The organism is Pseudomonas sp. NC02, from assembly GCF_002874965.1.
Lineage (GTDB): Bacteria > Pseudomonadota > Gammaproteobacteria > Pseudomonadales > Pseudomonadaceae > Aquipseudomonas.
On record NZ_CP025624.1, the window covers coordinates 1,616,002 to 1,635,437 of the forward strand.

Below are 19,436 nucleotides of genomic sequence, written 5' to 3' on the forward strand. Positions count from 1 at the left end.
GTTCTCCAGTACGGTTAAGGGTTGAATCAACTCACCACTGCATTTCGCCCTTGGCGACTTTGGCGCCCAGTTCCAGGGTGCTCTCGTCACCCAGGTTCGGGTAACGCTTTTGCATCGCCGCAATCAGGGCGGCGGAGTCCTTGGCCTTGGCGGTTTCTTCGTCAAAGGCTTTGATGTAGTCGGCGGTGAACGCCACGGATTTGAGCGACGGCGTGCCCAGGTAGTGACCCGGAATCACCGTGCGCGGTTTCAAGTCCTGGATACGTTGCAGGGTGGCCAGCCAATCGGTGTGGGACTTCGCGGTCTGCGTATCGGCCATCCACACATGAATGTTTTCCGCGACGACTACACCACCGACCACCGCCTTGATCGACGGGATCCACACAAAGGTGCGGTCCGGTTGTGCGCCGTCGAGGCCGATCACCTCCAACTGCTTGCCTTCGAGGGTCAGGCTGTGGCCCTCAAGCACCTGGGGAATGACGGCTTTGCCAGGCTTGTCCGCGCCCAGTTTCGGGCCCCAGAACGCCAGTTTGTGTTCAACGGTGGCCTTGATATGGTCCACCACCGGCTGCGGTGCCAGGACTTTGGCCTGGGGGAAGGCGGCGGTCAGGGTATCGAGGCCGAAGTAGTAGTCCGGGTCGCCGTGGCTGATGTAGATGGTCGTCAGGCGCTTGCCGCTGGCGCGGATTTTTTGCACCAGTTGCTCGGCCTGGGTCTTGCCGAATTGGGCGTCCACCAGGATCGCATCTTTGTCGCCGCTGACCAGTACCGAGGTGACCGGCATCATCGCGGTTTCGCCCGGGTTGTAGGCGTCCAGAGTCAAGTCGGCCGCCATGGCGTGCGCGGCGAAGGCCAGGGAGGCGGCGGCCAGGGCCACGCGCTTGAGCGGGGAGAATCCAAACATGTGCTGCTCCAGTCATCGGTAAGGTGTGGACAGAGCTTAGTTGCACCAAACGCTACAAAAAATGCGATGCTTGGACATAGTTTGTTTCTAAAAGCGGGCAAATCATGGATCGTCTTCAAGCAATGCGCGTGTTTGTCGCGGTGGTGGACTTGGGCAGCCAGTCGGCGGCAGCCGACCATCTGGACCTGTCGCGCCCGGTGGTGTCGCGCTACCTGGCGGAGCTGGAAGACTGGGTCGGCGCGCGCCTGATGCACCGCACCACCCGCAAGCTCAGCCTGACCGCCGCCGGCAGCGAAACCCTGCCCCGTTGCCGGCAGATGCTGGAGTTGTGCAGCGACATGCAGGCCGCCGTCAGCGAACCCGACGAAGCGCCTCGCGGCCTGCTGCGCCTGAGTGTCAGCACCTCGTTCGGCCAGGCGCAACTGGCCGATGCCATGGCCGAATACGTCAAGCGCTACCCGCTGGTCAACATCGATATGCAGATGCTTGATCGCACGGTGAACCTGGTGGATGAGCGCATCGACCTGGCGATCCGTACCAGCTTCGAACTGGACCCCAACCTGATCGCCCGCCGCCTCACGCTGTGCCGTTCGGTGATCTGCGCATCGCCCGCTTACCTGCTGGAGCATCCGCAACCGCGGCAGGTACAGGACCTGGCCCGGCACAATTGCCTGACCCACTCCTACTTCGGCAAAAGCCTGTGGCACTTCATGGAAAACGGCGAGCCGGTGTCGGTGCCGGTGCAGGGCAATATCAGCGCCAACGAGGCCAGTACCTTATTGCGGGTGACGCTGGCGGGGGCAGGGGTGTCGCGGCTGCCGAGTTATCAGGCGGGCGACTACATCCGCAGTGGCGAGTTGATCCGCTTGTTGCCCGAGGCCGAGCCGCAGCAGATGAACATCTACGCGGTGTACGCCTCGCGCAAGCATATGCCGGCGGCGCTTCGCAGCCTGCTGGATTTCCTGGTATTGAGGTTTCCGGAAGAGCCGGTGTGGGACGTCGGTCTCTAAGCCTGCATAAACAGGTTGAATGTCGCCCGATAATGGCGACTTGCCCCAGCTGACCTATGCTTATCAAAGCACCTTCTTGATCGGATCAGAGGTCAGCATCATGTCGATCAAAACAAGAAAGTACCTGATGATTTTCACCCTGTGCGCCGCCGCCACCGCGCTCTATGGCACTGCCGCCTACCGCGTCGAACAGACCCGCATGCAGCCGGGGTTCGCCTCCAGCTGCAATCACGGTCAATGCGTTGGCCACATGGCTGCCTTCAGTTCGCTTCGCTAGCGTCCTGGTCGGCTTTCAACTGCTCCCGAAACGCCTTCGGGGAGAACCCGACGCGTCGGCGAAACAGCCGTGAGAAGTTGGTCGGGTCGGAAAAGCCCAACACCTCCGACATTTCATTGATGGTCATGCTGGTGTAGGTCAGCAGGCGCTTGGCTTCCAGCAACTGGCGGTCGTGCATGATCTGCAACGCGGGCTGCCCGCCCAACTCCCGACACGTCCCGTTCAGGTGTGAGACCGAGATCCCGAGCTTGTGGGCCAGGTCTTCGATTTTCGGGTGCTCGCGATAATGTTGCTCTACCAGCAGGGTGAACCGGCGGAAGTATTCGCGGCCCCGCGGTGCCCGTGGATGGCGACGCTGGATGGCCTGGCGGCTGATCCACACCAGCAGTACGCTGACCAGGGCGTGCATCATCATGTCTCGCGCCGGTTGGTCGCTGGCGTACTCCTCCTGCAGGCGCGCAAACAGGCTGTTGAGGTAGTCACTGTCGTTGCCGGCAGGGTAGCTGCCCAGGGCATTCAGGCCATCCAGCGCCGCGCCCAGTTGCCCCTGCAGGTGCGCCATCAGCGGCGCGGCCAGGGTGACCACAAACCCCTCGACGTCTTCGGAAAAGCGAAAGCCATGCACGCATAACGGCGGCAGCACCTGCAGCGTCGATTCATTCAGGGTGCTGCGCTGCCCCTCGATCTCCAGTTGTGCCTGGCCTTTGTGCACGTAAAGCAACTGGCACAGGTCCGCATGCCGGTGGGGCTGGATTTCCCACTGGTACTCACGGCTGCGCCGGGAGATGGTTTCACAGTGCAACAAATCCGGGGTCGGCCATTGCTGGCTCTCACCGTAGAGTTTGAACACTGGAATCGCGGCACTGGCAGTTTTGGTCATGGCTTCATCCGATACTTCGGGAGAGTTGTGCGGTAATCGCCCCAATTGGCGAAAAGCGCAGCTTTGGGCTCAGTTTTCACCTTCTTATGCCGGGCACTCAAGTGAAAAATGCCAGCAACACCTTCAATGACAACTCTTTCACCGGATACGTTCGGGTGAAGCTTGCGGGCCATAAAAATAATGAAAACGCTGAAAACCCAAGTCGCCATCATCGGCGCCGGTCCCTCGGGGCTGCTGCTCGGTCAACTGTTGCACAACGCCGGGATCGAAACCCTGATTCTTGAGCGCCAGACGCCGGATTACGTGCAAGGGCGCATCCGTGCCGGGGTGCTGGAACAAGGCATGGTCGACCTGCTGCGCCAGGCCGGCGTGAGTGCGCGGATGGATGCCGAAGGCCTGGTGCATGAGGGCTTTGAGCTGGCGCTGAATGGGCAACTGACCCATCTCGACCTCAAGACGCTGACCGGCGGCAAGACGGTGATGATCTACGGGCAAACCGAAGTCACCCGCGACCTGATGGCCGCGCGCCAGGCCAGCGGCGCGACAACGTTGTATGAAGCCGGCAACGTGCAGCCCCATGATCTGAAAAGCCCGGAGCCGTGGCTGAGCTTCGAACATAAAGGCGAGCATTACCGGCTGGACTGCGACTACATCGCTGGCTGCGATGGTTTTCACGGTGTGGCGCGCCAGTCGATTCCCACCGAGGCATTGAAAGTCTTTGAACGGGTCTATCCGTTTGGCTGGCTGGGCATCCTCGCCGACACCCCGCCGATCCACGATGAACTGGTGTACGCCAAACACGAACGTGGCTTTGCCCTGTGCAGCATGCGTTCACCGACCCGCAGCCGTTATTACCTGCAGGTGCCGGCCGATGAGTCGGTGGACGACTGGTCCGATGAGCGCTTCTGGGATGAACTGAAAACCCGTTTGCCCAACTCACTCACCGAGCAACTGGTGACCGGCCCGTCCATCGAAAAGAGCATCGCGCCGCTGCGCAGTTTTGTGGTGGAGCCGATGCAGTACGGTCGCCTGTTCCTGCTGGGCGACGCCGCCCACATCGTGCCGCCCACCGGCGCCAAGGGTTTGAACCTGGCGGCCAGCGATGTCAGCACCTTGTTCAATATCCTGCTCAAGGTGTACCGCGAGGGCCGAGTGGAATTGCTGGAGAAGTACTCGCAGATTTGCCTGCGAAGGATCTGGAAGGCCGAACGGTTTTCCTGGTGGATGACCTCGATGCTGCATCAGTTTCCTGAGGCAGACGGCTTCAGCCAGCGCATCGCCCAGAGCGAACTGGAATACTTCGTCGACTCCGAAGCCGGTCGTAAAACCATTGCAGAAAATTACGTCGGACTTCCTTACGAGACTATCGAATAGTCAGCTATCTAGTACACTGACGAGCATTCCCGTGGGCCTCCTTTTCCCGCGGGCCCTTGCTCGCAGGTTCTGCCGTGACCAACCTCAATCAGCCCGCCACACCCGCCGTGCGCAGTGTCCTTGTCGCCTTGATGATGGCGATCTTTCTCGGGGCTTTGGACCAGACCATCGTCGCCGTCTCCATGCCGGCGATTTCCGCCCAGTTCCATGACGTCAACCTGCTGGCCTGGGTGATCTCCGGCTACATGGTGGCGATGACCGTGGCGGTGCCGATCTACGGCAAGCTCGGCGACCTGTACGGGCGCCGGCCGATGATGCTGATCGGCATGGGCCTGTTCACCCTTGCTTCGCTGTTCTGCGGCATGGCCCAGAGCATGGAGCAACTGGTGCTGGCGCGGATCCTCCAGGGCATCGGTGCTGGCGGGATGATTTCGGTCAGCCAGGCGATTATCGGCGACATTATTCCGCCCCGTGAGCGCGGGCGCTACCAGGGTTACTTCAGCAGCATGTACGCGGTGGCGAGCGTGGCCGGCCCGGTGTTGGGCGGCTACATGACCGAGTACCTGTCGTGGCGCTGGGTGTTCCTGATCAACCTGCCGCTGGGCGCGGGCGCCTGGTGGGTGGCCCATCGCACGCTGGTGGGGCTGCCGGTGCCGCAACGCAAGCCGGTGATCGACTACCTCGGCACTGTGCTGATGATCGTCGGTTTGACGGCGCTGTTGCTGGGTATCACCGAAATCGGCCAGGGCCATCATTGGCGCGACGATGAAGTGCTGGGGCTGTTGGTCTGTGCCGTGGTGGCGTTGACGGTGTTTGTGTGGCACGAGCGTCGGGCGCGGGAGCCCTTGTTGCCGATGCACCTGTTTGCCAACCGCAGCGCGGTGTTGTGCTGGTGCACGATTTTCTTTACCAGTTTCCAGGCGATTTCCCTGACGGTGCTGATGCCGCTGCGCTACCAGACCGTCACCGGTTCCGGTGCCGACAGTGCCGCCTTGCATTTGCTGCCGCTGGCGATGGGTTTGCCGATGGGGGCGTATTTTGCCGGGCGCATGACCTCGGTGACCGGGCGTTATAAACCGATGATCCTGATTGGCGCCTTCCTGAGCCCGATCGCGATTTTCGGCATGGCGTTGAGTGCGCCTCAGGCGGTGGCGGTCACCAGTCTGTTTATGTTGCTGTGCGGGATTGCCGCCGGGATGCAGTTTCCGACTTCCCTGGTGGGTACGCAGAACTCGGTGGAGCAGCGGGATATCGGGGTGGCGACCAGCACCACCAACCTGTTCCGTTCCCTGGGCGGTGCGGTTGGGGTGGCATGCATGTCGGCGCTGTTGCTGGCGTTGTTGCAGGACTCCAGTTTTGCGCACCTGGCCAGTGGGGCGCTGGTCGCGGAAGGGAGTTCGGGGAATGTGCTGCTGGATGGCTTGAATGCGGCGCCTGGGCCGGCGCAGGATGCCTTGCGGGGGGAGTTGTTGATTACCTTCAGGCATTTGCTGATGGTCAGTGCCGGGGTGTCGTTGTTGGGGTTGGCGGCGGCGATTGCCATGCCTAATCGGGTGTTGCGGGGGCGGGAAGACAAGGCCAAATAGTCGAAAAAATGAAGATTAAATGTGGGAGCGGGCTTGCTCGCGAATGCGGTCTGTCAGTTGATAAATAGGTTGGCTGATACACCGCATTCGCGAGCAAGCCCGCTCCCACATTCGATTGCGTTCCAGCATTTAAATAGCTGACCTTCACGGGCTGTAATACCCCACAGCCACCATGAAATGTCCGGTTTTGCGCAAATACGCATGCTTGTTCTCAACCTTTCCGGTCACCGGATTTTTCCAGCGGTACTTGTATTCCCCCTGATCCTGCTCGGCCATGACCGCCAGGATCGGCTCACCCACCGGCTTCCCGTCGGGATCCTTGATCTTGCTGAAATCCGTATTCACCAGCCGCGGAGTCGTGCCATGGGCCACGTAGCGCTGGGTGTCGAGGTCAACCACAAACACATACAAATCGTCCTGTAGAAAACCACCCTGCATGGCGTTGATCGCATTGAGCGTCCCAACCGGGTCTTTCTCCAGCGCCTTGACGGCTTTGTTTCGCAGCGCTCTGGCATGTTCCGGCGTCGCCCGCGGCAGGTAGTAGCCAACGGCCAAAATCCGCTGCCCGACGCGCTGGTAATACACATGTTTGCGTTCCACCTTGCCGTCATTCCAGTTCTGCCACCGGTAATCGGCCTGCTGGATGCCACTGCCTTCCGGCACCGTCAACGCCTCCTTGAACGACTTGTTCAAATCCGGCCCCAGTACCTCGGAAACATCGCGCCCGATCAACGCAGAAGAGGGCCCGCCACTCGCCAGCAGCACGCCCTTGGTGTTGACCACGAACACGTAACGGTCCTGATCGACGAATTCACCCTGGCGGCTGAACGCCGCAAAAGCCTTGTCACCATTCGTCTGGTAATACGCCAAGGCCTTTTCCAGCAAGGCCTTGGCGGCTTGGGCATCCGCCTCCTCAGCGGTGGCGGCGTGCACCTGGCCAACACATAACAGCAGCAGCCAGGTGGCTCGGAGCATTGCCTTCATTACCCGTCCCTCGATCTTGTTGGTGTGCCAAGAGCGTAGACGGTTTGCCGGCAAATCAGAACGGTTTGGTCGGCAGGTATTTGCCATCCAGGGTGATCACCGCGCGGGAGCCGCCGTCCGGGTCTTCGACCTTCTTGATGTCCAGCTTGAAGTTGATCGCGCTGATGATGCCGTCGCCAAATTGTTCGTGCACCAGGGCCTTGAGGGTCGAACCGTAGACCTGCAGCATTTCATAGAAACGGTACATGGTCGGGTCCGTCGGCACGCCGCCCGGGAAGCTGCCGCGCAGGGGCACGGTTTGCAGCAGGCGGCTGGCGTCCTGGTCGAGGCCAAGCTTGTCGCAGACCACATCGGCAGCGTCCTTGGGCAGCGGATGCTGGCCGAGCAGGGCGGCGGTGACGAACGCCAGGCTCAGGCCGGTGCCGTCGGTGAGGTCCTGCCATGACAGGTTCTTGCGCGCCTTGATGTCGATGACGGTGTCGGCCAGGGCCAGGCGTGGGGATTGGGCGAATTGGGATTGCAACATGGTGATGTCCTCTTGGGTTTGAATAAGGTTCAGGCGGCGTGGGCACGGGTGGCCGGGTGGTCGAGCAGCGACACGAAGCGCCCGCTGCGGCCATCCAGGGCGTCGATGGCGCCGCTTTCGATGTCGTAGACCCAGCCGTGCAGGCTCAGCCGGCCTTGTTCCAGGGCCAGGGCCACGGAAGGGTGGGTCTTGAGGTTGGCCAGTTGGGCGACCACGTTTTCCCGTACCAGCGAGTTCAGCCGGTCGGCATCCGATGCGTGAGTGCGGGCGGCATTGATCACCTTGGCCGACTCGGCGTGGCGCAGCCAGTTGGCCACGGCGGGCAAGTGGTCGAGGCATTTGCAGGTGGAGATCGCGGTCATGGCACCGCAGTCGGAGTGGCCGCAGATCACGATGTCGCTGACGCCGAGAACGGCTACTGCGTATTCGACGGTGGCCGACACGCCGCCAGGCTCCGGCCCGTAGGACGGGACGATGTTGCCGGCGTTACGGATCACAAACAGGTCACCGGGTTCCTGCTGGGTCAGCAGTTCCGGGACTACGCGGCTGTCGGAACAGGACACGAACAACGTGCCGGGGTTTTGCGTGGTAGCCAGGTGTTTGAACAGGTCGCTGCGTTGAGTGAAGGCTTCACCCTGGAACTTGCGGAAGCCGTCGATGAGATCTTGCATGGTGGTTCTCCTTGCGTCGCTGATGGGGCAAGGATGGAAGTTTTCAGCTATAGCGTCCAAGACCGGCTTATTATGGTTTCTATAAGTCATGCCTATAGTTGGAGCGCCTTCCATGTTGCTGCGTCATATCCGCTACCTGCTGGCCGTTGCCGAGCACCGTAATTTCACCCGGGCGGCGGAGGCGCTGCATGTGTCGCAGCCGACCTTGTCGCAGCAGATCCGGCAACTGGAAGACACTCTCGGTGCGCCACTGCTGGACCGTTCCGGCAGAAGCGTCAGCCTGACCGATGCAGGCGAGGCCTATGTGCGGTTTGCGCGCCTGGCCTTGCAGGATCTGCAGGCCGGCACCCGCGCCATGCATGACGTGCAGGACCTGAGCCGTGGCAGCTTGCGCCTGGCGATGACGCCGACATTTACCGCCTACCTGATCGGGCCGCTGCTGGCGCGATTTAACGGGCTGTATCCGGGGATTACAGTGAGTGTCGAGGAGCTGACCCAGGACCGCATGGAGGCGGCACTGACGGAGGATTTGCTGGATATCGGCATCGGTTTTACCGGCGAGCATTTGCCGGATATCGAGTGTGAAGGGGTGTTTGTCGAGGCGTTGAGCGTAGTGGTGAGCGCCGGTCATCCCGGCATTGATCGACAGTCGTGGCTCCAGCAGCCGTTGGTGCTGCTGAATGCCGGCTTCGCCACGCGTCGCTATATCGATGAGTATTTTCGCAGCCAGGCGGTGAAACCGCTGATTACCATGGAGGCCAATTCCATCAGCGCGATTATCGAAATCGTACGAAATACGCAGTTGGCGACCATCCTGCCCAGCGCGATTGCCCAGGTGCAGCCGGGGTTGCAGGCGGTGCCGCTGAGCCCGCCGTTGCCGCAACGCACGGCGGCGTTGCTCAGCCGCAAGGGAGGCTATCGCAGTGCGGCGTGCAGGGCGTTTGTCGAGCTGGTCAGGGCGCAGCCAGCCACTGATTGATGATGCCGTCGTACACGCCGGTCACCGTGCTCAAGTGCAGCCACTGGTCCACGTAACTCTTCCATGCGACATCATCGCGGGGCAGCAGGAACGCTTTTTCGCTGTACTGCATGTACCGCTCGGGATTCACCGCGCACAGTCCCGGCTTGAGCTTCTGCTGATACCGCGCCTCGCTGGCGTCGGTGATCATCACGTCCGCCTTGTTCGCCAGCAGTTCCTCGAAAATCGTCACGTTATCCGGGAACAGCGTCAGTTGTGCCTTGCCCAAATGCGCCCGCGCAAATACTTCATTGGTGCCGCCCGCAGGCTCGATCACGCGTACCTGCGGCTGGTTGATCTGCTCCACCGTCTGATAGCGCTGCACATCGGCGCAACGCACCAGCGGGATCTTGCCGTCGACGCCCAATGGTTGGCTGAAAAACGCCTTTTTCTGCCGCTCCAGGGACACTGAAATACCACCCACCGCAATATCACAGCGCTGGGCCAGGAAGTCCGGCATCAGGGTTTTCCAGGTGGTCGGCACCCACTTCACCTGCACCGCAAGGCTCTTGGCCAGGGACTGGGCCATCGAAATGTCGATGCCTTCGTAGCTGCCGTCCGGGCGTAAATAGCTGTAGGGCTTGTAGTCGCCGGTGGTACAGACGCTCATTTCGCCGCGCTGGAGCACTTCATCCAGACGCGACGCAGGGCTGTCGGCCAGGGCCTGGGCAGACAGGCCGGCCAGCAGGGAAAGGGTCAGCAATGCTTTCATGCGGTCGGGTCCTTGGGCATGGGCAGGGCCGCCATTATTTGCAAATGTTTAGCCACGGCACAACCAAACTCCATCAAGACTGGATTTAACGGCTTAACCTCGCGTGTGAGGCTGCCCGGCATCTCCTTACTGTGAATCCCGCATGGACGGTTCCCCCGACACACACCCTGAGACATCGCCAGGCGCCACCGCGTCCAGCCGTCCGGATGGTCGTCGAGTCACCGCTGATGCCCTCCCTTCCGAACTCGCCTTCTGGGCGCTCTGGCACTGCCGCCACGCGCGCCCACCGGACACCTTTCTCCTACGTTGATTTGCCCGAATGGATGCCCCGCGCATCTGCCCGGCAGCGCCCGCGCGCCTGCCTGACGCGAACGTATGAGAATGCCCATGAGCACGCCCTTTGCCACCCTGCACGAAGCCCAGTCCTTTCTTGAGCAGAACCCGGATATCGAGATGTTCGAGCTGTTCATCCTCGACAACAACGGTGTGCCTCGCGGCAAACTGCTGCACCGCGATGAACTGCTGGCGGTCTATGAAAGTGGCCGGCCGCTGCCGAGTACCATCCTCGGCCTGACCATCAATGGCGACGACGTGGAGAACTCCGGGCTGGTCTGGGAAGTCGGTGATATCGACTGCCGCGCCTACCCGGTCAGCGGCAGTTTGCAGCGCATGCCGTGGCGCCTGATCCCGACGGCAGCAGTGCAAGTCAGCATGCACCCCACCGAAGGCATGCCCGCTACCGTGGCCGATCCCCGGCACCTGCTGGCCAGGGTGATTGACGACCTCAAGGCCGACGGCTATTACCCGGTGATGGCGGCGGAGCTGGAGTTCTATTTGCTCGACCAGAAACCCGACAGCAACGGCCGCCCGCAACCGGCGCGGGATGTCGACGGCGGGCGCCCGCGCTCGACCCAGGTCTACGGCCTGCGGGAGCTGGAGCAGATCGAACCGTTCCTCGCCGACCTCTACAGCGCCTGCAAACTCCAGGGCATCCCGGCGCGCACGGCGATTTCCGAATACGCCCCGGGCCAGGTGGAAATCACCCTGGAACATCGCAGCGATGCCCTGCAAGCCATGGACGAGGCGGTGCGTTACAAGCGCCTGGTCAAGGGCGTAGCCCACAAGCACGGGATGACCGCGTGTTTCATGGCCAAGCCGTTTGACGATCTGGCCGGCACCGGCATGCACATGCACGTCAGCCTGGCCGACCGCGACGGCAATAACCTGTTTGCCAGCGAAGCGCCCGACGGCACGCCGCTGTTGCGCCACGCGGTGGGCGGCATGCTCAGCACCTTGCTCGACTCGTTGCTGATGTTCTGCCCCAACGCCAACTCCTATCGACGCTTCCAGACCAACAGCTACGCGCCGCTGGCCGCGACCTGGGGCGTGGACAACCGCACCGTCACGCTGCGGGTGCCCGGCGGGCCGGCGTTTTCCCGGCATATCGAACACCGTATCTGCGGCGCCGACGCCAACCCGTACCTCGCGGCGGCCGCGATTCTGGCCGGTATCCACCGGGGCATCCGCGAACAGCGCGACCCCGGCGCGCCGGTGGAAGGCAACGGTTATGCCCAGGCCAAGGAGTTGCTGCCCACCGATTGGCTGACCACCTTGCGTGCGCTTGAAGGCTCGGTTTGGGCGCGGGAGGCGTTCGGCGGCGAATTCCTCGGCGTGTACCTGGCGGTCAAGCGGGCCGAATACCGTCAGTTCATGGGCGAGGTGGGCGAGCAGGATTGGCGCTGGTATCTGCACCAGGCCTGAAGATGAAGGCGCTGATCACAGACAGTTAACAGACAGGCAGCGGGCTGGATACTGGTTCTGCATTAACGGCGAACAATCCTTCGACCTTTTTTTCACGAGACGGTGGTTAAGCTGCGAATGTCTGATCCATTAACAGAGTCGTGTGATGCCGTCGCAACCGCCGTCTTCCATCGAGATTGAATTTGCCGAACGCGCTGGCCAGCAGCATGCCCTGGTCTGCGCCGACACGCGTCCGCCGGGGCTGTTGCGGCGCCTGGGGTTGTGGCGCGATGAGCAATTGGTGCGCCGTGCACTGAAGATCGCCGGCGAGCCAGGGCTGATTCTCGACCTGGCGTGCGGCTCCGGGCGCTTTTGGCCGGTGCTGGCCGAGCACAGCAACCGGGTGATCCTGGCGTCGGACAATTCCCAGGACATGCTCGACCACGCCCGTACCCACCACGCGCCGGGCTTGCTCAAGCGCATCAAGACCTTCCAGGGCTCGGCATTTTCCATCGGCCTTTCGGCCAACGCGGTGGACTGCATTTTTTGCCTGGAGTTGTTTCGCCATGTGCCAACGGCAGAAGGGCGACTGGCCCTGCTCGGTGAGTTTCATCGGGTAAGCCGCGACACGGTAATCGTCTCGGTCAACAGCGACAGCGGCTACCGGGCGTTGCAGCCTGGCCCGGCGGCAGTTGCCAGCCACCGGGCGCAAGTGGAGGCGGAGTTTCGCCTGGCGGGTTTCAAGGTCCTCGGTCAACAGGAGTTCATGCCCGGCTCAGCCATGTGGCGGGTGTATGTCCTGCGTAAGAGAGGATAAGTACCGACTGTCGGACTATTCTTCAGCTCCTATAAGAGTTTTCATGGCGGATGCTGTACTGCGAATGCTCGCAACTCCCTTTCGCGATATATACTGCGCGCCATTCTTCAAGGGAGAGCCGTGTGGCCATCGATATTCACTGGATCTGCGACAACGATAGCCTCGGCCAGCACTGCGCCGAATGGCAGCAGTTGCCATTCGTCGCCCTCGACACCGAATTCATGCGGGTCGACACTTTTTATCCCATTGCCGGGCTGATCCAGATCGGTGATGGCGTGCGCGCTTACCTGATCGACCCCCTGACCATCGACAACTGGCAACCCCTGGCCGCCTTGCTGGAGAACCCGGCGGTGATCAAGGTGGTACACGCGTGCAGCGAAGACCTGGAAGTGTTGCTGCGCCTGACCGGCAGCCTGCCGGTGCCGTTGTTCGACACGCAACTGGCGGCGGCCTACCTGAACCTCGGTTTCTCCATGGGCTATTCGCGGTTGGTGCAAGCCGTCCTCGATATCGAGTTGCCCAAGGGCGAGACCCGCTCCGACTGGTTGCAGCGGCCATTGTCCGAGACGCAAATCAGCTACGCCGCCGAAGACGCGGTGCACCTGGCAGAAGTCTACACACGCCTGCGGCCGAAGCTTTCCGACGACAAATACGCCTGGGTCCTGGAAGACGGTGCCGAACTGGTGGCCAACCTGCGCCGCGAAGTCGACCCGTACGAGGTTTACCGCGACGCCAAGCTCGCCTGGAAACTCTCCCGTGCCCAGCTCGCCGTATTGCGCGAACTGTGCGCCTGGCGCGAACAGCAAGCCCGTGCCCGTGACCTGCCGCGCAACCGGATCATCCGTGAGCACTCGTTATGGCCCCTGGCCAAATCCCAGCCGGATAACCTCGCCGCGCTGGGCAAGATCGAAGACATGCACCCGCGCACCGTGCGCCAGGACGGCGAGTTCCTGCTGGGCCTGATCAAGCGCGCCGGCAGCGTGCCCATGGACCAGTGGCCACCGGCGGTTGCCGAGCCATTGCCGGTGGACGCCGCCACGCTGATCAAGCAACTACGCGCCCTGGGCCAGGCCGAGGCCGAACGCCTGGACATGGCGCCGGAACTGATGCTGCGCAAGAAAACCCTTGAAGCCCTGGTCAAGAGCGGCTACCCCGAGGGGCCTTACCAATTGCCAGATTCGCTGCGTGGCTGGCGCCGCGAACTGATGGGCCAGGCGCTGCTGGACAGCCTGGCCACTGCCGGAGAACAGCCTTGAAACGTATTTGCTCCATCTATCGCAGCCTCAAACGAAACGAGATGTACCTCTACGTGCTGAAAAGCGATGCACTGGAGCGTGTGCCGGAAAGTCTGCTGGCCGCCTTCGGCAAGCCGCACCACGCCTTCGACCTGGTGCTGAGCCCGGAGCGCAAGCTGTCCCGCGAGGACATCACCGTGGTTCTGGAGAACCTCGAAAAGCAGGGTTACCACCTGCAAATGCCGCCGGCCGAGGACGAGTACATCGAACACTTGCCCGAAGAGCTGCTGCGACGCAATGACCCGATGTGATCGGTCAGTGCCCCGTCCGGGGCACATTCATCAATGGAATTCAATTTTTGGCGGCGGCCGCACGGTACAGTGAACTGGACCGGCGGCCGCCTGCAGTGTTTTTGAAAGGTTTGAACCATGCGCGTTCTGATTGCTGAACACGATCACCCGCTGTACGCCCGGCTGCTGCGCGAAGCGGCGCCGGACCTTGAGGTCATGACCAGCGGCGACTCCGCCGAATTGTCGCGCCTGGCGGCCGATTGCCCGGTGTGGCTGGGCCAGCCGGATCTTCTGGCCACCTTGCTGCGCCAGGGGCACCAGCCACAATGGCTGCAATCCACCTGGGCCGGCATTACGCCGCTGCTGGCCGACGGCCTGCCGCGGGATTACCGCCTGACCCGCGCCGTGGGCATTTTTGGCCAGGTGATGGCCGAATACGTGCTGACTTACATGCTTGGCCATGAGCGTGAAGTGCTGGCGCGGCTGGTCAGCCAGGTCGAGCGCAAGTGGGATAACCGCATGGGCCAGAGCCTGGCGGGGCGCAAAGTGCTGATCGTCGGTACCGGTGATATCGGCCGCAGCGTTGCGCAATTCCTGCAGCCGTTTGGCGTTGAGCTGTACGGCATTGCCAGTGAGGCCCGTGAGCAGGCGCCGTTTGTCGAAGTTGCCGGACTCGACGCGTTGCCGCGCCTGGTGGGTGAGGTGGACTACGTGGTCAACCTGCTGCCCAACACGCCGAATACCCACGATTTGTACAATGCGGCGCTGTTCAAGCAGTTCAAGCCGACCGGGTTGTTCATCAATGTCGGGCGCGGTGTGGCGGTGGTCGATGCGGACCTGGTGGAAGCGTTGAAGGAAGGCCATCTGGCCGGCGCGGTGATTGACGTTTGCCGTCAGGAACCATTGCCACAGCGCCATCCGTTCTGGACCGCCTGGGGGTTGCTGCTGACCGGGCACAGCTCGGCGCCGACTTCGCCGGGGATGATGGTGCAATTATTTGTCGAGAATTTGCGCGCGTACCAGGCGCAGGAAACGTTGCGCGGCGAAGTGAGTTTCGAGCGCGGTTACTGACAGCGCGAAGGCCCGGCAACGCGTGTTGCCGGGCGCTTACAAATTTCTGCAAACACTAATCAGATGTTCGTTTCGCAGGCCGTATGTGAGGCTCGTACCCCTCTCCAGATGGGTACATTCTCATGTTGAATGCTGGCACTGTGTCTCTCCCTCCACGGGTAACTTCGCAACTTTCCCTGCTTTCTACCGAGCCGGCGGCGCTCCCTCTATTGCCCTCTGCTCTGGGTGCTACGGCCGATCTCAATACGCAGGCCCTCGCCCCAGTCCCCCGGCAATCCGGTCTCACCGCGGCGTTGGGCGACCGCGAGAATCTGCGGACACTGGGCCAGAAGCTCAACGAAATCGCCAGCCGTCTTGGCGTGAATGCCAGTCCTCAAGCGGTGCTGGCCGCGCTGCAAACGACACCGATGCAAATACACCCCGACTCGTCCTACCCGACCCAGGCGGGTAAAGCGGCGACGGTAGAGACCTTTCTCGGAAGTATCGGCTTGGGGTTGCCCACCAATCATTTTCAGCTGACCGGTCATGCCCACGCGGTGAGTGACAGGGCACTGGAGCATCCGCTCGGCAATTTTGGCGGCGGGTTGTCCTGGCCTGTTCCCATGAGCGCCGCTGAACAACGCAGGGTACTGGCGGCGGCTACCGACCATGGCAGCCAGAACCCCAATGCACCGCACATCGGCGCAAGCGTGGGTGTACTGGAATATCTGAACGCGAACCAGCCGTTGTCGGGCGAGGCATTGGCTGATCCTGCCAAGGCACTCGAAACCCTCGTCAGCTCCACCCGCGGGCAGGCACTGGGGCAAGCCATACAGGACCAGCTTGGGGGCGCCGCCTCCGAGACCAGCGTGAACGAATACGCACTGAGCGCAATCCACCTGCTGCTGGATCCCGAGTCCATTACGGCGCCGCACCGAAACCGTGTGGCAGGTTTCGACCTCGCGCAACAGGCCCATTGGGGCAGGCCGGCTTCGGCAGTGCTCGAGCGCCTGAGCACTTTCCTGCACGAAAATCACCAGACCAGTCCCGAGATGGCCAAGGCCGGCGCCTATTTGTTACTGGCACGAAAGGCGCCCGAGTTTTTGATCAAGGACATCCCCGACCGCGTGACCTACGGCAGCCCTGCCTGGGTAAGCCTCGCGGTCGCAGCGGCGGCCATAGAGGCGCAGTTCCCCGGAAAGGTGGCGCACATGACCTTTGCCCAAGTCATGTCCAGCGCGGAAAACGCGATCCTGACGAATCGAGCCGCCGCCGAACATGCACAAAAGGCGGCATTGGTGGACTGGGCCGTGGTCAACGGGGTCGTCACATGCCAGCCAGGTGATCGTTACAGCGACGATGAGATAGACCGTGCAAGGACGGCATTCAACGCACAACTGAAGTCGACGCTTGCGGCTACCGGTTTGTTGGAAGCCGAGATTCCAAGCCGTAAAGACATTGCGTTGGCCCATTTGAAGGAGCGGTTTGGCGAACACGTACCTTTTGAAGAGAAACGACTGAAGGTCGTTGACTCGAAACAACCGTCAGCCCAACCACTTTATGATCCGAACCGGGCGCCCGGCGGGCTTTTCTCGTTGTTGGACATCGCCATGAGCGGACTTGGCCAATACCCATGGGAAACCAGGGACTCGAGCATTGCCGAGGCAATCAAAGGCAAGAGCCTGGATTTCAGCGTGAACAAAATCTTCAACGAAGAATTTGAACAAGCAATCACTTCTCGCCAGCAAGGGGTTCGCCGCGTCATCAGGCACCTTGTCGCAACACTGCCCTTGGTCGACCGGGAAAACCTGGAGTTTGCAAAGCTCGAGTTTTTTCAGAAAAACACTTATGAACTGGGCCTCGACTTCACCTCTAAAAAACGACAGGGCGCGGAAAACAAACTGTGGGTCAAGGCCACCGGAAGGAATGGCAACACTGTTTATGAAATTGATTTGAACGCAGGTGCAATCAAGTCGGTGCCGACCTCGGAGTTAACAACAAAACGCGAGCGGCAGGCCAACAAGGAGTTCAAGACGGAGCCCTTCAAGCCCAAGACCGTGAGCGAGGCTGCCCTTGGCCAAAAGAGCCAGGACGGCTTGTCAACGCCGCCCCCCAGTTTTTCCAGTGCGCGAACCCTGCACATCGCCGATGCTTTTGTTGAGCATCTTGATCTCGACAGTGATGACATAAAAACCTATGCCCGGGGTGTCACCTCGTTCGATAAACAAATGGCAACCGAGTGGAACGTCACCCACTTTTTTCTTGACCTGATTCCGCTCAGGTCAGCCATCGTGAATTTTTCCAGGGGCAACCACCTGGAAGGGGCCAGTGACCTGGCGCTGGATGTCTTTGGTTTTGTCACGGCGGGCGCGGGTGTGGCGGCGAAAGTCACGAAGGCGGGAGCCAAGGTCGCGAGCGCCGCCGCCAAGGCCATTCAAGTGGCAAAAGTCATCGGTGTGGCTGCCATTCAAGCATTCAACCCATTGGATGGCTTCAGCGAACTGGTCGCGGGCGGTGCCCGATTGCTGGGCAAAGGCGCCAACTTTGTACGCGCCACGGGTGCAGAGGTGGTCAACAAGCTCAGGGGCGCGAGCGGCAGCTATGACCTGTTGAAGGCTGCCAGTAAACACTATGACGCAGCAGCGACGGGTACCTTCAAGGTCGCCGGGCAAAGCGTTGATGGAGGCGCGGTACTCCAGAACGGTCGATGGTATGCGTTTGATGTGGACAGGATGCGGCCTTACGGCAGCCCTCTTGAAGGCTTCACCGCAAAAACGAGTGCGATGGATGGGGCGATCATCACCACGCCTGCCGAGCCGGGCAGCGCCCTGAACAACCGGTTGCTTGGCGATTACAGCGTGGCCGAATCGAAAATAGCCGGGCTTGCGCGCAACAGTCAGGGGATCTATGTGGCGGCGGACGGTCACTTGTCCCACATCCGCCATACCGATACTGCCGGCAACACTGCGGTCTACGAAGTGCGGCAAGTGACTCGCACCGCCGACGGTGCCGTACAGGCGCAGATTTATCACAACAACCGGCAAACGCCGCTGCTGGTGCAGCACCTTCAGGGGGACCAATGGCAGCGCCTGGGGGCACGCGGCGGTAACCGGCCCTCTGTGGCATCAGACCTGGGGCCGGAAATTGGCGGGGGCGGTGAGGGGACGATCTACGACAGTCTCGACGGGAAAAGTGTCTATAAGGACTATGGCCCTTCATCCATGACTTCTGCCGACGACTTTGTCGATAACGAGACCCTGTGCCTGAACAGCTATTACGGTGACGGCTTTGCAACCACGATATTTGAAAATGGTCGCCGTTATTTGAAAATGGGCAAGCTGGACGGGGTGGATGTAAATACCCTAGCAAGGGGAAGTTTGCCCCCAGAGGCCAGGCTTTTACTGGATGACGCATTTCGGCGCATGGAACAGAAAAATCTTTACCACAACGATCTGCAGTTAAGTAATTTCCTGTATTCAGCGAGGGATAATAAAATCTATCCAGTGGACTTGAACGCAAACGGTCTTGAAGACATGACACCGTTTCTCGCCAATATGTACAAGCGTGATCGAGACGAGCTGCGCAGGGCCTATTACGCGCTGATCGCCAAGGCGTAGCTGCACTTGTGGCGGGTGTACCCTGCTGTGATCGCAGCAGCAGGGTTTTGACGTGACCGTCAACGACTGCCAGAGCGTGTTCAGTCCTGGTGGTTGAAGTCGCCTTCGGACACCAGCTCGTTCAATGGACGACGCGGGCTCGGGGTTTCCCGGGCTTGCAGGTAGTCGGCCAGGGTCGATTTGTCGCCGAGCTTGCCAATCGCCACCGCAGCGTGCAGGGCGTAACCTTCAGGAATCTTCAGTTCCTTGCGGGTCAGTTCCTGGTCGAAACCGGCCATGCCGTGGGTGTGCCAGCCGCTGAGGCTGGCTTGCAGCGCCAGGTGGCCCCAGGCCGAGCCGGTGTCAAAGGTGTGCCACAGGGCCGGGGTTTCTTCGGTGGCACCAGGCACGGCAAAGGTCGTCTTCGACGCGACGATCACCAGGGCCGAGGCATGCTGTGCCCAGCCACAGTTGAATTCGTTCAGCAGGCCCAGGAAACGTTCCCAGTTCGGCGTGTCGCGGCGCGCATAGAGAAAACGCCATGGCTGCGAGTTGTAGGCCGAAGGTGACCAGCGCGCGGCTTCGAAGAAGCTCAACAGGGTGTCCACCGGGATGCTTTCGCCGGTGAAGGCGCGCGGCGACCAGCGGTCGGTGAATTGTGGGTGGATCGGATAGTCGGCGACGCGTGGGTTGCTGCTCATTGGGCTGATCCTGATGAAAAACCGGGGTTCAAAACTACTTCGCCGCCGGGTGGCTGACAAGTCTT

General features: G+C 61.3%; 18 protein-coding genes. 11 read left to right on the forward strand and 7 right to left on the reverse strand.

The features are described 5' to 3' along the window. Positions 1-31: 31 nt before the first annotated feature. Entirely contained in the window at positions 32-904 is an 873-nt protein-coding gene (locus tag C0058_RS07550) for an MBL fold metallo-hydrolase (protein WP_102368312.1), read from the reverse strand. Between the two features lie 104 nt (positions 905-1,008). Between C0058_RS07550 and C0058_RS07555 the strand changes: the two genes are divergently transcribed. Together C0058_RS07555 and C0058_RS32755 are read left to right on the forward strand one after the other, a co-directional pair. Then, on the forward strand, positions 1,009-1,914 hold the full coding sequence (locus tag C0058_RS07555; RefSeq protein ID WP_003210653.1) for a LysR family transcriptional regulator: 906 nt from the start codon (positions 1,009-1,011) through the stop codon (positions 1,912-1,914). Positions 1,915-2,014: 100 nt separating this feature from the next. Beyond that, positions 2,015-2,191 (forward strand): hypothetical protein, encoded by a 177-nt coding sequence (locus C0058_RS32755; RefSeq protein WP_162835184.1) that lies wholly within the window; start codon positions 2,015-2,017, stop codon positions 2,189-2,191. Here the strand turns inward: C0058_RS32755 and C0058_RS07565 are convergent. Beyond that, complete coding sequence (locus C0058_RS07565) at positions 2,175-3,071, reverse strand: helix-turn-helix domain-containing protein (RefSeq protein ID WP_102368313.1); 897 nt, start codon at positions 3,069-3,071, stop codon at positions 2,175-2,177. The two genes, C0058_RS32755 and C0058_RS07565, sit on opposite strands and share 17 nt — an antisense overlap. A 189-nt stretch (positions 3,072-3,260) precedes the next feature. Here C0058_RS07565 and pobA point away from each other — a divergent pair, with 189 nt between their 5' ends. Continuing rightward, on the forward strand, positions 3,261-4,445 hold the full coding sequence (gene pobA, locus C0058_RS07570; RefSeq protein WP_174717795.1) for a 4-hydroxybenzoate 3-monooxygenase: 1,185 nt from the start codon (positions 3,261-3,263) through the stop codon (positions 4,443-4,445). 74 nt (positions 4,446-4,519) lie between these two features. Next, positions 4,520-6,031, forward strand: a complete 1,512-nt coding sequence (locus tag C0058_RS07575; protein WP_008437917.1) for an MDR family MFS transporter — start codon at positions 4,520-4,522, stop codon at positions 6,029-6,031. 144 nt (positions 6,032-6,175) lie between these two features. On the opposite strand, the gene C0058_RS07585 is transcribed toward C0058_RS07575, so the two are convergent. Genes C0058_RS07585 through C0058_RS07595 form a run of 3 tightly spaced genes read right to left on the reverse strand, consistent with a single transcriptional unit; the run spans position 6,176 to position 8,212 of the window. Next, on the reverse strand, positions 6,176-7,015 hold the full coding sequence (locus tag C0058_RS07585) for a cache domain-containing protein (RefSeq protein WP_102368316.1): 840 nt from the start codon (positions 7,013-7,015) through the stop codon (positions 6,176-6,178). A 55-nt stretch (positions 7,016-7,070) separates the two neighbouring features. Continuing rightward, positions 7,071-7,541, reverse strand: coding sequence for a cyanase (gene cynS, locus C0058_RS07590; RefSeq protein ID WP_003210659.1), 471 nt, complete (start codon positions 7,539-7,541; stop codon positions 7,071-7,073). Positions 7,542-7,570: 29 nt separating this feature from the next. Beyond that, a complete protein-coding gene (locus C0058_RS07595; protein WP_003210660.1) occupies positions 7,571-8,212 on the reverse strand; it encodes a carbonic anhydrase in 642 nt (213 codons plus the stop codon). 112 nt (positions 8,213-8,324) lie between these two features. Here C0058_RS07595 and cynR point away from each other — a divergent pair, with 112 nt between their 5' ends. After that, positions 8,325-9,191: a transcriptional regulator CynR gene (gene cynR, locus C0058_RS07600; protein ID WP_003210662.1), complete on the forward strand. Its 867-nt coding sequence runs from the start codon at positions 8,325-8,327 to the stop codon at positions 9,189-9,191. Here cynR and C0058_RS07605 read toward each other — a convergent pair. Next, positions 9,166-9,942, reverse strand: a complete 777-nt coding sequence (locus tag C0058_RS07605) for a transporter substrate-binding domain-containing protein (protein WP_087692574.1) — start codon at positions 9,940-9,942, stop codon at positions 9,166-9,168. The genes cynR and C0058_RS07605 overlap by 26 nt on opposite strands. A 387-nt stretch (positions 9,943-10,329) precedes the next feature. Here C0058_RS07605 and C0058_RS07615 point away from each other — a divergent pair, with 387 nt between their 5' ends. From C0058_RS07615 to C0058_RS07640, 6 genes are all read left to right on the forward strand, one after another. Continuing rightward, complete coding sequence (locus C0058_RS07615; RefSeq protein WP_003210664.1) at positions 10,330-11,703, forward strand: glutamine synthetase family protein; 1,374 nt, start codon at positions 10,330-10,332, stop codon at positions 11,701-11,703. A gap of 145 nt (positions 11,704-11,848) precedes the next feature. Next, positions 11,849-12,499: a class I SAM-dependent methyltransferase gene (locus C0058_RS07620; protein WP_003210665.1), complete on the forward strand. Its 651-nt coding sequence runs from the start codon at positions 11,849-11,851 to the stop codon at positions 12,497-12,499. Between the two features lie 122 nt (positions 12,500-12,621). Next, positions 12,622-13,755: a ribonuclease D gene (rnd, locus tag C0058_RS07625; RefSeq protein WP_003210666.1), complete on the forward strand. Its 1,134-nt coding sequence runs from the start codon at positions 12,622-12,624 to the stop codon at positions 13,753-13,755. Further along, on the forward strand, positions 13,752-14,045 hold the full coding sequence (locus tag C0058_RS07630) for a YcgL domain-containing protein (protein ID WP_003210667.1): 294 nt from the start codon (positions 13,752-13,754) through the stop codon (positions 14,043-14,045). The genes rnd and C0058_RS07630 overlap by 4 nt, the downstream gene beginning before the upstream one ends. A 117-nt stretch (positions 14,046-14,162) precedes the next feature. Beyond that, complete coding sequence (locus tag C0058_RS07635) at positions 14,163-15,095, forward strand: D-2-hydroxyacid dehydrogenase (RefSeq protein WP_003210668.1); 933 nt, start codon at positions 14,163-14,165, stop codon at positions 15,093-15,095. A gap of 209 nt (positions 15,096-15,304) precedes the next feature. Beyond that, entirely contained in the window at positions 15,305-18,691 is a 3,387-nt protein-coding gene (locus C0058_RS07640; RefSeq protein WP_256579561.1) for a hypothetical protein, read from the forward strand. An 80-nt stretch (positions 18,692-18,771) separates the two neighbouring features. Here C0058_RS07640 and C0058_RS07645 read toward each other — a convergent pair whose 3' ends face one another. Beyond that, the gene (locus C0058_RS07645; protein ID WP_102368319.1) at positions 18,772-19,371 is read right to left on the reverse strand and encodes a nitroreductase family protein; all 600 of its coding nucleotides are present in this window, start codon (positions 19,369-19,371) and stop codon (positions 18,772-18,774) included. Positions 19,372-19,436: the final 65 nt, after the last annotated feature.

Coding starts and splice junctions, on each gene's coding strand:
- C0058_RS07550 (WP_102368312.1), bottom strand. CDS start 904: ATGTTTGGATTCTCCCCGCTCAAGCGCGTGGCCCTGGCCGCCGCCTCC.
- C0058_RS07555 (WP_003210653.1), top strand. CDS start 1,009: ATGGATCGTCTTCAAGCAATGCGCGTGTTTGTCGCGGTGGTGGACTTG.
- C0058_RS32755 (WP_162835184.1), top strand. CDS start 2,015: ATGTCGATCAAAACAAGAAAGTACCTGATGATTTTCACCCTGTGCGCC.
- C0058_RS07565 (WP_102368313.1), bottom strand. CDS start 3,071: ATGACCAAAACTGCCAGTGCCGCGATTCCAGTGTTCAAACTCTACGGT.
- C0058_RS07585 (WP_102368316.1), bottom strand. CDS start 7,015: ATGAAGGCAATGCTCCGAGCCACCTGGCTGCTGCTGTTATGTGTTGGC.
- cynS (WP_003210659.1), bottom strand. CDS start 7,541: ATGTTGCAATCCCAATTCGCCCAATCCCCACGCCTGGCCCTGGCCGAC.
- C0058_RS07595 (WP_003210660.1), bottom strand. CDS start 8,212: ATGCAAGATCTCATCGACGGCTTCCGCAAGTTCCAGGGTGAAGCCTTC.
- cynR (WP_003210662.1), top strand. CDS start 8,325: ATGTTGCTGCGTCATATCCGCTACCTGCTGGCCGTTGCCGAGCACCGT.
- C0058_RS07605 (WP_087692574.1), bottom strand. CDS start 9,942: ATGAAAGCATTGCTGACCCTTTCCCTGCTGGCCGGCCTGTCTGCCCAG.
- C0058_RS07615 (WP_003210664.1), top strand. CDS start 10,330: ATGAGCACGCCCTTTGCCACCCTGCACGAAGCCCAGTCCTTTCTTGAG.
- C0058_RS07620 (WP_003210665.1), top strand. CDS start 11,849: ATGCCGTCGCAACCGCCGTCTTCCATCGAGATTGAATTTGCCGAACGC.
- C0058_RS07635 (WP_003210668.1), top strand. CDS start 14,163: ATGCGCGTTCTGATTGCTGAACACGATCACCCGCTGTACGCCCGGCTG.
- C0058_RS07645 (WP_102368319.1), bottom strand. CDS start 19,371: ATGAGCAGCAACCCACGCGTCGCCGACTATCCGATCCACCCACAATTC.